General features: G+C 40.8%; 11 protein-coding genes. 9 read left to right on the top strand and 2 right to left on the bottom strand.

The genetic code is table 11. The annotated features are described in order from the left end of the window. Positions 1-100: 100 nt before the first annotated feature. From IEX12_RS19390 to IEX12_RS19380, 3 genes are read left to right on the top strand one after another with little or no spacing between them, the layout of a single operon-like run. On the top strand, positions 101-982 hold the full coding sequence (locus IEX12_RS19390) for an ABC transporter permease (protein WP_286171274.1): 882 nt from the start codon (positions 101-103) through the stop codon (positions 980-982). An 8-nt stretch (positions 983-990) separates the two neighbouring features. Next, entirely contained in the window at positions 991-1,935 is a 945-nt protein-coding gene (locus tag IEX12_RS19385; protein ID WP_088052650.1) for an ABC transporter permease, read from the top strand. Between the two features lie 44 nt (positions 1,936-1,979). After that, positions 1,980-3,965 (top strand): ABC transporter ATP-binding protein, encoded by a 1,986-nt coding sequence (locus tag IEX12_RS19380; protein WP_088052651.1) that lies wholly within the window; start codon positions 1,980-1,982, stop codon positions 3,963-3,965. A 256-nt stretch (positions 3,966-4,221) separates the two neighbouring features. Here the strand turns inward: IEX12_RS19380 and IEX12_RS19375 are convergent, their stop codons facing one another. After that, positions 4,222-4,611 carry a ribonuclease HI family protein gene (locus IEX12_RS19375; protein WP_088052652.1) on the bottom strand — a complete coding sequence of 130 codons (390 nt, stop codon included), beginning with the start codon at positions 4,609-4,611 and terminating at the stop codon, positions 4,222-4,224. Positions 4,612-5,663: 1,052 nt separating this feature from the next. Here IEX12_RS19375 and IEX12_RS19370 point away from each other — a divergent pair. Together IEX12_RS19370 and IEX12_RS19365 are read left to right on the top strand one after the other, a co-directional pair. After that, complete coding sequence (locus IEX12_RS19370; RefSeq protein WP_088052653.1) at positions 5,664-6,611, top strand: LCP family glycopolymer transferase; 948 nt, start codon at positions 5,664-5,666, stop codon at positions 6,609-6,611. A 210-nt stretch (positions 6,612-6,821) separates the two neighbouring features. Continuing rightward, a complete protein-coding gene (locus IEX12_RS19365; protein ID WP_088052654.1) occupies positions 6,822-7,856 on the top strand; it encodes a tetratricopeptide repeat protein in 1,035 nt (344 codons plus the stop codon). Positions 7,857-7,968: 112 nt separating this feature from the next. Here the strand turns inward: IEX12_RS19365 and IEX12_RS19360 are convergent, their stop codons facing one another. Further along, positions 7,969-8,853: a LysR family transcriptional regulator gene (locus tag IEX12_RS19360; RefSeq protein WP_102414759.1), complete on the bottom strand. Its 885-nt coding sequence runs from the start codon at positions 8,851-8,853 to the stop codon at positions 7,969-7,971. Positions 8,854-9,007: 154 nt separating this feature from the next. On the opposite strand from IEX12_RS19360, the gene IEX12_RS19355 reads away from it, so the two are divergent. The 4 genes from IEX12_RS19355 (at position 9,008) to IEX12_RS19340 (ending at position 14,940) form a co-directional block, all read left to right on the top strand. Continuing rightward, complete coding sequence (locus tag IEX12_RS19355; protein WP_088052656.1) at positions 9,008-11,182, top strand: malate synthase G; 2,175 nt, start codon at positions 9,008-9,010, stop codon at positions 11,180-11,182. A gap of 347 nt (positions 11,183-11,529) precedes the next feature. Beyond that, a complete protein-coding gene (locus tag IEX12_RS19350; protein WP_088052658.1) occupies positions 11,530-12,249 on the top strand; it encodes a FadR/GntR family transcriptional regulator in 720 nt (239 codons plus the stop codon). Beyond that, positions 12,246-13,562 (top strand): FAD-binding oxidoreductase, encoded by a 1,317-nt coding sequence (locus IEX12_RS19345; protein WP_088052659.1) that lies wholly within the window; start codon positions 12,246-12,248, stop codon positions 13,560-13,562. The genes IEX12_RS19350 and IEX12_RS19345 overlap by 4 nt, the downstream gene beginning before the upstream one ends. Position 13,563: 1 nt before the next feature. Continuing rightward, positions 13,564-14,940 (top strand): (Fe-S)-binding protein, encoded by a 1,377-nt coding sequence (locus IEX12_RS19340; protein WP_088052660.1) that lies wholly within the window; start codon positions 13,564-13,566, stop codon positions 14,938-14,940.

Genomic DNA, 14,940 nt, shown 5'->3' with positions numbered 1-14,940 from the left:
AATAGGGTGTTTTTTGTATTTTTTTGATTTGTTTTTGATAGTAAACCCTGATTTGATATGGGTTTGAACGGATTTTTTTACTCCGAAACTTGAGTTATTTATTATTGCCTCGATCACATTTTTTTTAATGAAAATGTTGCCGGGCTCCCCTTTTGATGAGGAAAAACTCGCAAAACTATCTGACGAAGATAGAATGGAGTTTTTATCTAAATATGGACTTGATCAGCCCGTAACGGTTCAATACATAAAATACTTGGGTAACCTTGTTCAAGGTGATTTGGGGATATCGTACTATTATAAGGGACAAACTGTAAATTCATTGATTATGGATCGTATTGGTCCTTCTGCGTTACTTGGAATACAAGCTGTTGTGTTAGGATTGTCGATTGGTATTATTCTGGGAATCATTGCTGCATATAGACAGAATACGATTTGGGATTATTTTACGATGATTGTAGCTGTCTTGGGGATCTCGATACCGAATTTTGTATTGGCAGCAATCCTGCAATTCTATTTAGGTTTGGAATGGGGTCTGTTCCCTGTTGCGTATTGGGAAGGCTATCTGAATTCCATCCTGCCGACAATTTCCTTGGCAGTAACGGTTATTGCCCTTATTGCCAGATTTACAAGAAATGAAATGCTGGACGTATTACAACAGGATTATATCACCACTGCACATGCGAAGGGATTAGGTGATCTTACCGTGCTTATCAAGCATTCCATTCGAAATGCACTCATTCCGGTTGTAACCATTTTAGGCCCTGTTTTTGTAAGTTTATTAACTGGTTCGTTAGTAATTGAAAACATATTCAGTATACCCGGAATAGGAAGTTTATTTGTAGATTCTATTAAAACAAATGATTATACAACAATAATGGGCTTGACTCTCTTTTATAGTTCCTTCTTTATTTTGACTATTTTGGTAGTAGATTTATTATATGGCATTATTGATCCACGAATAAGGATCCGTGGAAAGGAGTAAACCGATTCATGAATGAGACAAAACAATATCCGACTCATGACAATTATTCAGTTGAGAGATTTGAAATAGTTGGACGTAAAGATGAAAAAATGGAAGCAATCCATCGACCAATGATAAGTGGTTTTCAAGAGGGCTGGCTGCGTTTTAAAAAAAATAAAGGCACGGTGGCCAGTTTGGTAATCTTAATGATTATCATAGTCATGGCTATTATTGGACCACATTTGAACGAATATAGCTATCAACAAACGGATTATGATAACGTTTTTGCCAAACCCAATAGCGACCATTGGATAGGAACGGATAAATTTGGCCGTGATCAGTGGACCCGCTTATGGGAAGGGACTCGTATATCTTTATATATTGCATTGTTAGCTGCCTTATTAGATATCTGCGTCGGAATTACTTATGGATCTATTTCTGCTTTAAAAGGTGGAAAAGTAGATAATTTCATGCAACGGATTATTGAAATATTAGTAGGGGTCCCAAATTTAATCATTATTATTCTATTAATTATGATTATGCAACCGGGCATATTAACTATCACGATTGCCATGGTGATAACGGGCTGGGTGAATATGGCCAGGCTTGTCCGTGGGCAAATTTTTAAACTGAAGACGCAGGAATTCATACTTGCGTCCAGAGCGCTGGGAGCAAAAAATAAACATATTATTACGAGTCATATGCTGCCAAATACATTGGGGCTCATTATCGTAAATATGATGTTTACCATACCAAGTGCCATTTTTACAGAAGCTTTTTTAAGTTTTATAGGTTTAGGGCTTCAGGAACCACTTGCTTCCCTTGGAGTGCTGATTAATGATGGATTTCAATCGATGCGTAGCCATTTCTACTTACTGGCTTTCCCTTCCATAGTTATCGTGGGTCTGATGGTTAGTTTTAATTTGTTGGCTGATGGTTTACGTGATGCTTTGGATCCAAGAATGCGAAAATAGCTGTATGGTAAATTTATAAAACGTATATTGAGGAGATTTTTAATATGGAACCATTATTATCGATTAAAAATTTACACGTATCTTTTCAAACGTATGCTGGAAAAGTTAAGGCAGTAAGAGGTGCTGATATTTCTGTGAAAAAAGGGGAAACACTTGCGATTGTCGGTGAGTCCGGCTCAGGTAAATCCGTTACTGCCAAGGCGATAATGGGTCTGCTTCCTGTCCAGAATGCTTCGATAGACGATGGGCAAATAGAATTCTCTGGCAAGGACTTGCTGACTTTGAAAAAAAGAGAAATGCAAAAGGTACGTGGTTCGGAAATAGCCATGATATTCCAAGACCCAATGACAGCTTTAAACCCAACGATGAAAGTCGGTAAACAAGTGATTGAAAGTGCTATCAAGCACCGAAAACTTGGCAAGAAGGAATCAATCGAATTAGCTCTCGACCTGTTTCGGTTAGTAGGCTTACCTAATCCGGAAGCAAGGATTAACCAGTACCCGCATGAATTTTCAGGTGGGATGAGGCAAAGGGTTGTCATAGCTATGGCGCTTGCGTGCAACCCGAAGCTGTTAATAGCTGATGAACCTACTACAGCATTAGATGTCACGATTCAAGCACAAATTTTGGATTTGCTGAAAAGAATCCAAAAGAAAACGGGAACATCTATCATTTTTATTACCCATGACTTAGGAGTGGTTGCAAATGTTGCTGATTCCGTAGCGGTTATGTATGCTGGTAAAATAGTAGAAAAAGGGACAGCGGAAGAAATTTTTCATCACCCCTCTCACCCCTATAATTGGGGATTGTTAAAATCGATGCCAACCTTGAATACGAAGGGGGAATTATATTCGATTCCGGGAAGTCCGCCTGATATGATGGATCCTCCCAAGGGCGATGCTTTCGCTCCACGTAATGAATTTGCCTTGGCAATTGACTATGATGAAGAACCGCCGATGTTCCAAATAAGTGATACGCATACAGCCGCTTCTTGGTTACTTCATCCGCAGGCACCTAAGATTGAATTTAACCAGCATATCAATGAAATAATTACGGGTCAGACTACGGATCAAAAGAATGCAGCAAACAGACAGATACTCGTAAAAGTAAGGAATTTAAAGAAACATTTCCCTTTAAAATCAAAACAAATTTTAAAGGCTGTTGATGGGATTGACTTAGAAATAAAAAAGGGAGAAACGCTTGGCTTGGTGGGAGAGTCCGGATGTGGAAAGTCTACTGCTGGCAGGACGTTACTGGGACTTTATGAACCGACTGAAGGGGAGATAATATACGATAATGTACGACTTACACAAAAGAATAAAAAAAATTTCACACAAAAGATCCAAATGATTTTCCAAGACCCGTATGCCTCGCTGGATCCGCGAAAAAAAGTGGAAGACATTATAGCTGAAGGTCTCGACATCCATCAATTGATGGAAAGTAAGCAGGTAAGAAGAAAACGAGTTGAGGAACTTTTAAAAATTGTTGGCTTACAAGCAGATCATGCATCCAGATACCCACATGAATTTTCAGGTGGACAGCGGCAACGCATCGGGATTGCGCGTGCTCTTGCAGTTGAACCGGAGTTGATTATTGCGGATGAGCCTATTTCTGCTTTGGATGTTTCGATTCAAGCGCAGGTAGTTAATTTGCTTATGCAGTTGCAGAAAGAAAGAGATCTTACTTTTTTATTTATTGCCCATGATTTATCAATGGTGAAGTATATAAGCGACCGGATTGGTGTGATGTATCTTGGGGGAATCGTGGAATTAGCGGAAGCAGATGAACTAAATAATAATCCGCTGCATCCATATACGCAATCCTTATTGTCGGCAATCCCAATGCCTGATCCGGCAATTGAGAAAAAACGGGAACGAATTATTCTACAGGGAGATTTGCCAAGTCCTATTTCTCCGCCAACAGGTTGTCGTTTTCGTACCAGATGTCCATTGGCAACAGAACTGTGCATAGAAATGCCGGAGTGGAGAGAAGTAGAAGAGGAACACTGGGTTGCATGTCATTATGCATGAGTTTATACTATCATGCTTTTGACAGTGAAAATTTATAGTTTTATTGTGGATATCCTGATAATTTCAGCAGGTATAGAGGAATTTATCAAGTAAAAGTTATTTTTTTGGGGACTAACCATTGCGAAGATATCTAAATAGTCTAATCGCCACCCATTATTCTTAGCCATATAATCTGCTTAATATCTTTAATGTCCAATGCATTTTTTCAATGTGTCCAGGTAGAGCGGGTACATACCAATAAAGTAGGAACCCGCCCCTACTGCATCCGAATCCCCTTCCTGGCCAAGTGATCCGCATGACCATTTTGCTTCTCCGGTATCCATTTAATAAAAAAATAAGGAAAATGGCTTGCTTCTTTATTAATTTCTTCCAGTAAAGGGCGAAAGGATTGGTTTTTCGTAAAATCTTTTTCGATAGCATCTACTACCAGCCGGGAGTCAGAATGTAACGACAGTATTTCACCTGGAAAATGCTCCTTGCATATTTCTAAAGCTTTGATAACAGCTGCGAATTCAGCTTCATGGTTGGAGTACATTCCTAATGGAAAAGAATACTCATATATTTTTCCGCCGGCTTTAATATAAACCCCGGCCCCGCTCATTCCCGGATTACCACTTGATGCCCCATCTGTGTATACTTCAATCAATGCTTTGTCTCCTTCATTTAAGATTTTAGGTATTTGAACATAATGATAATTCAAGTTTAAATATAACAGATGTTGTATCGGTGTCACACTTTTTTGGCGCAAGACAAGATAATAAACGATATGAACCAGATTTAGAGGGTTTAGGGCATTTAGGAAAAGCATTCACCTGTCGCTACACCGCCATACACAATTAAGATAATTAGAAAGATAACACAAAAAATTTGAATTCGTACGTATAAGAACAAAAGGAAAGTTTGATTTGATGGGTATATTAATTTGATTAGTCATGTCTTTATTGTACGAATACAACTTCCGCACGATTTGTCATTTATAAGTAGAATAGCAAGGGGGGACAGGAAACAATCGAACTGAGCCCTAGGATCCGATGGGTTTACTAGCTAAGGATAAAGTAAAAAAACAAATAGAACACAGGCTAGGTTTTGATAGACCGTGGTTTTAATCAGTACTATGATGGATAATATTGGAAGTGACGGTTTTTTAAATAATCCCAGTAAAAGAGGTAGGAAAAATGAAGGCATATCAGATTAAGATCGAATTAAAATGGGACAACCCTGCTTGTTGATGGAGGTTATACAGCATATTGGTTTAAGTGAAAGGATATCCGGTAATGATCTAGGACTTGAGGAGAAGATGAGTGATGATGAGATATTGAGATCGGTCGTTTTGATTTTTAATGAATGATACTTGTATATCTTCTATAATTGGCTTCAGATAAGTATTTTGCCTTTACAAAGGGGGTTAGCATCCGTTGCCCTAACTTCATTTTAAACACCTCTTTTACTAAAAATTATAACACGTATTTGAGCAGTAGAATGTATTTTGAGATGTACAATAATTTTCATTACTATTAATAAATTGCGAAGAGCAGGATTTTTACATCGTACAAATCAATAGTTTCCAATAATTCGCAAAATGTCCTGTACTACTAAACTACAATTAGACAAAATCCTGTCAAATTTGCTATTATCATTGAATACTCGAGGGCAAATGGTATAATAGTCATAGAAATTTTTAAGGATTGAGGAATAATAATGGTAGAAAAACGATCAGATAGACGAAAAAAACCAAGACGTCGTTGGCTGAAAATTAGCTTGGCTGTGATTTTAATACTAGTGCTTGGTGTCGGTGCTTATGCATATTCGATTTATCATAATGCAAAGGAAACGGTCAATGAAAAAATGCACAAGCAGGTAACTTCGATTGACCCGGGTGCAAGCAAGAAAAAGATTGGCAAGCAGAAGCCGCTTAACATATTATTGCTTGGTGTCGATAAACGTAAGGGTGACAATGGCCGATCCGATGCGTTAATGGTTCTTTCGCTTGATCCAAAGGCGAATAAAATGCAATTAATTAGTATACCTAGGGACACGCGAACAGAAATCGTTGGCAAGGGATCAATGGATAAAATTAATCATGCCTATGCTTTTGGCGGTACCGATATGTCCGTCGCAACGGTTGAGAATTTCCTTGGTGTCGAATTGGACTATTATGTCGAAATGAACATGAAAGGTTTATCAGAAATGGTCGATGCTGTCGGCGGTATTACGTTAAATAACGAGCTGGATTGGTACGATGAAGGCTATTATAAAAAAGGATATCACTTTAGTAAAGGTGAGATTTCCCTAAACGGTCCACAGACAATGGGATACGTACGTATGCGTCATTTGGATCCGAATGGTGATTTTGGCCGCACAAAACGGCAGCGCAAGGTTATTGAAGCTATTGTTGATAAAGGTGCGAGTGTCGCATCCGTTACGAAGATTGATGACATGATCGATGTACTGGGCAACAACATGGAAACAAACCTGGATTTTGATGATATGAAAAGTTTACTGCTCCACTATAAAGATGTTAGACAAAATACCGTTAGTTACATGATGCAAGGTACTGGGCAGAAAATCGGTGGTGTTTACTACTTGATTGTTCCGGATGAAGAGGTTGCGAAGGTTCATGGGATGATTGCGGAGATTAAGTCATAGCGCAGATTATGCCAACGAAAGCCTGCACGAAACCGGGAAGGAAAGTGTGGGGTTTGTTTGTGAAATATTGGAAATAGGATTCCCTCACTTCAAAATCTTGTTTCTGGGGAGAAGGAGAGGAAATCCCTAGTAAGAAGCACGGGACAATTTTTTAAACAAACTTTGGATAGAATTTTAGCATATAAGAATTAAAACGAGGGGGTGGTTGGATTGCCTGGTGCACAAATTAATCCATTGTTGATTCAGCAGCTGACCGATAAAGAAATAACAGAAATCCAAAAGTTCCCAACCCTGTCATCGTTACCAGGAAAATATGCCAGACTGATCAATAGACAAAAAGAAAATATCCCAAAGCATTTTGAAGAAAATTCCTTCATGTTAACGTGTAAAAGCTGTGGGCGGAAAGGAAAGTACGATGTTGGGCTGATGGTTGTTAATGTTGATCGCGAAGAAGATGGGGAAGGTACTGAATATCCCATTCAAACAACGGGATATTTTCGCTGCAAGCATTGCAACGATGCGGGTAACTGGGAGATGCCAAGTCAATTTATAATAGCATCCATGGCTGGAATACTGGCTAAAGGATCTTTTGGAATGGAAAATCGATGTACAGTAGGGAAAAACTTGTTGTATGATGGGAGCTGGCATTTATTTAGTTCAGATGCCGAACTGCACCTCTTGCATCAATTGAAGGAGGATCCAGACAATTCGTTTGTTTGGAATCGGCTTGGTAATTTGTATGATAAGGGAAACCGTCCGGAGATTGCGGCATGTGTTTATGAATATTCTGTAGTTATTGATCCCGGTCAGATAGAATCTCACTATACATTGGGGCAATATTTTTTCCAAATAAAAGACTTGGAAAGAGCCGCCCATCATTATAAACAAATGCTGCTCGGTGCCAGTGAATATCAATTATTGGCTGCGGAAGACTTGCGACAAATGGTTGCTAGTGGATTAGCTAATTTATTTGATGTTTTTCAGGAATCGAATGGGAATATCCCGTTTTTGCCTACGAAAGAAGAGTTGGAGAGTGCTGGAAAATTAAAGGAAATGGAAAAGTACGTAGTCGATATGAAAGTTGATATTGTTGAGGGCGAACTGGAATCGTTTTATCCATTTGCGGAAATCTATATGGGGGCGCAAAGCAAGAAACTGCCAAATAGATTACGCACATTGAAAGTCCCGAAACCTGCAACCAAAAAGAAGAAAAAGTGGAAGAAGCGGAAGAAGAAACAGAGATAGGAATAAAGGAAGAAGGTTCAATTTTTAACATGACCTGAATAGGGTTGGCTTTGTTTTTTTAAAAAATTCGGGTGATGGGATTCCGCAAGCCTGGCAGGTAGTCTCACATGAACTAAACTGTAAACTCCCTGGCCATCGCAATAAACCGACGGACAGCATATGGCACGTATCGATCCTTTTTCCAGATCATGCCTAATTCCAAATTAACAATCGGTTTGGAAAAAGGAATGGCGACAATTTGTTTGTTATTAATCTGGTCGCAAATTTTGCTCGGTAATAAGGCGACACCCAATTTTGCTTCAACCATTTCAATCATAAAATCTTTCTGTGAGCTTTCACAGACGACATTTGGGTAGAAGCCATGTATACCGCAAGCTTCCATAATTCTGTCATGCAGGGAGAAATCGCGCCGATACATGATAAATGGTTCCTTTCTTATACCCGAAAATTCAATTATCTTCTTTTGCGCTAGAGGATTGTCTTTTTGCACAATCAGCATTAACGGATCTTTTAATAGTTTAATTGTTTCAAAGTTTTCTCTTTGAATGGGCAGGTTACATACTAAGCCAATGTCAATCTCACCTTCCGCAACACCCTGTTTAATTTTGTTGCTGCCAACCTCGGTTAATAGTATATCGATCGAAGGATAAGCTTCTTTGTATCTGCTTATTAACTTTGAAAAAAAAGCCGCACCGATAATCGGGGGAATTCCAATTTTAATTTCACCCTTTTTTAAATCAATCACTTCATCCAGTTCCGATGTTAAGTTTGCAAAAGTATCAAGCACATTTTGGGCATTAACCAGGAATGCCTTTCCTACATCGGTTAATTCCAGTTGTTTAGCCCCTCGATAGAAAAGCGGAATACCGAGCTCGGTCTCCAGATTTTTAATTGTCTTGCTTAATGACGGCTGGGAAATATGAAGCGTTGAAGCTGCTCTTGTAAAATTCAACTGTTTCGCAACTTCTGTAAAATATTCGATCTGCCTGACGTCCATTATCCACACCCCTTTCCAAACCGTAATAACCCAATTTTAGCCTATTATACTATAAGGTATAGCTTAAAGGAATAGTATTCATGCAAAACAGATATTTCTGTTTACGCCCTGATCATTTTAGAATAGTAGGTAAGATGAAAGGGAGGAATCATGAATGACATACATAAAAACTGGCAATTTGCTGGTTGCAAAAGAGCTATTCGATTTTGTTAATGCTGAAGCACTTCCGGGAACAGGTCTTGACAAGGAAAGTTTTTGGAGTGATTTCGGGCAACTTGTTGCTGATTTGGCTCCCAAGAATAAAACATTGTTGGAGGAACGTGATGAGCTTCAAAAACAAATTGATACGTGGCATGAAGAAAACGACGAATTTGATGGTAAAGCGTATAAAGCATTTTTGCAAGAAATTGGTTATCTGGAGCCTGAGGTCGCGGATTTTGCTATTTCGACGGCCAATGTTGATGATGTGATTACGCTTCAGGCAGGACCACAGCTCGTCGTACCGGTTGACAATGCACGCTATGCCATAAATGCTGCTAATGCACGCTGGGGATCACTATATGATGCATTATACGGAACAGACGTGATAAGTGAAGAGGGCGGCGCTGAGAAACAAGGTGCCTACAATCCTGTTCGCGGTAAAAAAGTCATTGCTTTCGCTAAAAACTTCCTTGATCAAAACGTACCGCTTGCGTCAGCATCACATACAGACGCGGTCAAATATGCCATTCATAATGGTAATTTAAAGGTAACGCTTAAAAACGATACAACTGCAGGACTGAAAGATACGGATAAACTTGTGGGCTACCGGGGACAAGCGGAAGAGCCAACAGCTATTTTGTTAAAAAACAACGGGTTACATGTTGAGATTCAAATCGATCGCCATCACCCAATTGGAAAAACGGATGCAGCGGGCGTGAAAGACGTTTATCTAGAGTCGGCAACCTCTACCATTATGGATTGTGAAGATTCAGTTGCCGCGGTAGATGCTGAGGATAAAACGCACGTTTACCGCAATTGGCTTGGCCTGATTAAAGGAGATTTAACATCGACATTCAGAAAAGATGGAAAGGAAATAACACGTACATTAAACCCTGACCGTATGTATACAGGCTTGAATGGGGAGAGAATTTCCCTTTCCGGCCGTGTGTTGATGTTTATCCGCAACGTTGGCCATTTAATGACTAACAACGCGATTCTTGATCAATCTGGACAAGAAATCCCTGAAGGTATCATGGATGGTGTGTTTACAAGCCTGATCGCTAAGCATGATCTCCTGGGAAATGGCCAATATCAAAATTCCGAGAAGGGTTCTGTTTATATTGTAAAACCGAAAATGCACGGTTCAAAGGAAGCTGCATTTGCGAATGAATTGTTTAACCGGATAGAAGATATGCTTGATATGAGACGTAATACGCTCAAGATCGGCTTAATGGACGAAGAACGCCGAACAAGTCTGAACTTAAAAAATTGTATTCATGCAGTAAAAGAGCGAATCGTTTTCATTAATACAGGCTTTCTGGACCGTACTGGTGATGAAATTCATACATCAATGGAAGCTGGCGCCATGATTCGCAAAAATGAAATGAAAACATCGATCTGGCTTGATGGCTATGAGAAAAATAATGTACGTGTTGGTTTAGATAGTGGTTTGAAAGGAAAAGCACAAATCGGTAAAGGAATGTGGGCCATGCCGGATTTAATGGCCGCTATGCTTGATCAAAAAATAGGCCATGTAAAAGCAGGCGGGAATACGGCTTGGGTCCCGTCACCGACAGCTGCAACGTTGCATGTACTTCATTACCATGAAGTTGATGTTAATCAGGTTCAAGAAGAGCTTGCGAAAAAAACCGATGATTATCGTGATGCGATTTTGCAAATCCCGCTTGCAATAAATATGAATTGGTCTGCCGAGGAAATGGAGGATGAGCTCAATAATAGTGCCCAATCATTGCTTGGTTATGTTGTCCGCTGGGTAGAGCAAGGTATCGGTTGTTCGAAGGTTCCAGACATTAATAATATTGGGCTGATGGAAGACCGTGCTACTTTGCGTATTTCCAGTCAAATGCTGGCTAACTGGCTGCATCACGGTATTTGTACAGAAGCGCAAATGCTTGATTCCCTGAGGCGCATGGCAGAGGTTGTTGACGAGCAAAATGCGGGTGATCCGCAATACCGTCCAATGGCATCTAATTTTGATGAGTCTGTTGCATTCCAGGCAGCTTGTGACCTTGTCTTCAAAGGAAAAGAGCAGCCAAGCGGCTACACCGAACCAATTCTGCATCGTCGTCGTCTGGAGGTAAAGGAAAAATATCATGTGAAGAATTAATTTATTGGCTGGAGTTCGTTGCGCGAGCGCGGGTGGTGAACGCGCAAAATGTGGATCGAGCGCGCAACCCCGGGCAGCGAACGCGCAATTCCGATAACTTGATCACCATCTGCTATTAAAAGAGGAGTTATACGTATTTGCATTTAGCTCCTCTTTCTATCTCCAAAACATTGCCTCGAAACATCACCTCTTTTGTCAAAAAAGGCAAATGGAAATCGTATTTAATGAATTTTTGTACTTTTGTAAAAATAGCCTTGACTTTGTTATAGTACACTGTTTTAATATTAATAAAGTGTTCAGATATGTGATAAGTGGAAGCCATTATGGAATAGACAGGGGGTGTCCACATGCTCCAAACGGAGAAGATACCAAGGAAAAAAGTATCGGAGATTGTTGTGGAACAAATCGAGGAATGGATCCGTACGGGCAAGGTTGCACCTGCAGAGAAGCTGCCTTCTGTTCGGGAATTATGTGATCTGTTTGGCGTTGGCCGCTCTTCCGTACGTGATGCTTTAACCACCCTAAAAGGGAAGGGAATTGTTCATGTAAAGCATGGCGAGGGGACGTTTGTCTGTCATACAGACACTACTACATTAATCCCGGATGTGCTGCTCTTAAGAGAGAATGATATTAACAAACTTTATCAGGTTCGTAAAATTTTGGAGGTCGGGATTGTTGAAATGGCTGCATTGAATAGGTCAGCAAGTCAACTTAAGGCAATGAAACTGGTGTTAGATAAATTAGTGAAGGCCACTACTGTAAAGGGATGGGAAGCGGATTACCAATTTCATCAGAAAATTGCGGATGCATGTGGTAATACAATACTAATCGATTTAATGAAAACGGTTTCAACATTAATGAAAAAAGGGATGATGGATTGCCATCGAATTATTTTGGCAGATCGAAAATTAGCGTCCGCTATTATCGAACAGCATGTTGCAATCTATCGTGCTGTAGAAGCAGGTGATGCAACGAAAGCGAGTGAAGCGATGTTTTGTCATCTTACATCTGTTGAAGAACTGCTTCATCGTCATGTAGAAGGGCAAAAAGGGGGTACGGCAACATGAATTCATTAGGGCTGGAAGGGATTTTGACGAGTGTTCAATTAATACATAACAATGAAGAAGGACATTTGCTTGGAAATGGCGGCGATACGATCGTTGAAGCTCATACTGAGGAGGATATTTCAAGCGTTCTTGCTTATGCAAATGAACATGACAAAACGGTTACTATTGTTTCCGGTGGAACGAAGCGAGGTTACGGCGGTCTGATGGAACAGGCAGACATTTTATTATCGCTTGCCAGTTTTAAGGGGATTGTGGAGCATTCTGTTGGTGATTTAACAATGACGGTGAGGCCTGGAACGACATTACAGGAAATTACCGATGAATTACATAAACATGGACAGCGGATTGCACTTGATACACCGTGGCCGGAAATGGCAACAATTGGCGGTATTGTTTCGGCAAATGACAGTGGTGCGAAAAGGCTGCTGTATGGATCAGCGAGGGATTTGGTCATTGGTATGAGAATCGGATATCCAGATGGAAGGGTCATCCGTACAGGCGGGAAAGTAGTGAAAAACGTAGCAGGTTATGATATGAATAAGCTTTTTATCGGGGCAATGGGAACACTTGGAGTGATCTCTGAAATCACGATTAAATTACGCCCACTCCCGAAATACGAAGGGCTGTCTCTTTTACATTTCCCAAAAGGCAGTAAGCCGGATATTCGTGCATTTTCGGTTCAACTTCTCGATTCGATGATGGAGCCAGTTTCCCTGGAAATGTTGAACGCTAAGCTTGCAGAAAAATTGACCGGCGAAAGAAACAATACGTTGGTAATTGCTTTTGAGGATCGGAAAAAGGCGGTTTTGGAACAAGAAAAATGGATAAGCAAGCATTTGCCGACCGGGGTCAAGCATACAGTGCTGCATGAGGGTAAAGCAAGCGAGTGGTGGGATAAGTTCCGACACCTCGGTCCGAATGGCTACAATGACAGCGAGATTGATGCAGACACTCTAGCAGCATTGAAAATTGGCAGCAATAATTTGGATGTTCTCATTAGCCTGGAAGCTGCTGATCAGCTAGCTGAAGCACATCATGTTGTGGTTGAAGCTCATGGTGGCTTAGGTCACGGTATTTCAAAAGTTTATGTAAAAGGCTTTCCCGAAGATATTGTTTCTTATATTAAAGCATTAAGGGCAAAGGTAGAAGAAAAACGCGGGGTTGTCATATGTACCCATTTACCGTTTAAATTAAGAAAGGCAGTTAGTGTGTGGGGGAAAAAGCCAAGTTATTTTTCATTACTAGAAGGAATAAAACAAACCAACGACCCGAAGAAAATCCTAAATCGCCAACGTTTTGTAGGAGGTATATAACATGAGCGTGGAAGAGAACAGATTGGCTAACATGCTGGACCCGGAAAAAAGTGAACCGCCTTGTCAAACAAAGACGCTAGGAAACTATCTTTGGGACGATCTTCCGGATGAAACAAAATGGGCGGACTGTGTTCACTGTGGCATGTGTCTGGAAGCTTGTCCAACGTATCAGGAAACTGGGGAAGAACAGAATTCGCCAAGGGGGCGTGTATATTTAATAAAAGCCGTTGCGGAAGGCAAAATTGACGTGAATGAAGCTTTTGCGAAACCGATTTTTGATTGCCTTGATTGCCGGGCCTGTGAAACGGCATGTCCGGCTGATGTGCAAGTTGGGGCTCTGATTGAGGAAGCACGCGGGCAAATTCGCCAGGCGATGCCATTAACCGGTTTTGCTGGTGCTTTAAATAAAACAGCATTGAAAGGCTTTTTTCCGCACCAAACACGTTTGAATAAACTTGGTGGCCTAATGCGGTTTTACCAAAAGAGCGGTTTACAATCTGTCACAAGAAAAACAGGTCTGCTCAATGTTATACCTAAACACTTAAAAGAGATGGAGTCGATTCTGCCGGAAGTTGGAAAACCTGTTCTTGGCCGGTATCCGGAAGTTATTCCACCTGAAGGGGAGACGAAGCAGCGGGTCGGAATGCTGACGGGATGCATTATGGATGTCATGTTTAGTGATGTAAATGAAGCGACTATTCGTGTTCTGACACATAATGGATTTGAAGTTGGACTTCCGAAAAATCAGGGCTGCTGCGGTGCACTCCATGTTCATGCTGGGGAAAGAGAGACAGGGAAGGAACTGGCGAAACGTAATGTTGAAGCGTTTAAAGATTACGATAAAGTGCTTGTCAATGCTGCCGGGTGCGGATGTGCACTGCAGGAATATCATGAACTTTTCCGGAACGATCCGGAAATGCTGCCCTTAGCAGAGGAATTTTCCGCTAAGGTGGAGGATGTTTCCAAGTTTTTGTACGATCATGACTTCGAACGTCCGAAAGCAGAAGTAAGGACAAAAGTTACATACCATGATGCGTGTCATTTAGCCCATGGGCAAGGTGTACGTTTTGAGCCTCGTCAGCTGTTAAAGGAAATCCCAGGGGTGGAAATGGTTGATATGCCAGATGCAGACAGATGCTGTGGCAGTGCCGGGATCTATAATCTTACACATCCCGAGATGGCGGGAGCACTTCTGGAACGCAAAATAGCGGATGTTCCCGACAACGTAGAAATGATTTCCATGGGGAATCCTGGCTGCATGCTGCAAATGGCCATGGGTGTAAAAAAATACGGGAGAAGTGAAAAAGTTGTCCATACGGTTCAATTGCTTGACTTGGCCTATGAGAAGGAAAAGGAAGAACTGGGAGTGAAATCGTAA

This window comes from Lentibacillus populi (assembly GCA_014642895.1).
Lineage (GTDB): Bacteria > Bacillota > Bacilli > Bacillales > Amphibacillaceae > Lentibacillus_C > Lentibacillus_C populi.
Note: the sequence above shows the minus strand (reverse complement) of the source record. Positions and strands in the feature narration are given on the sequence as shown.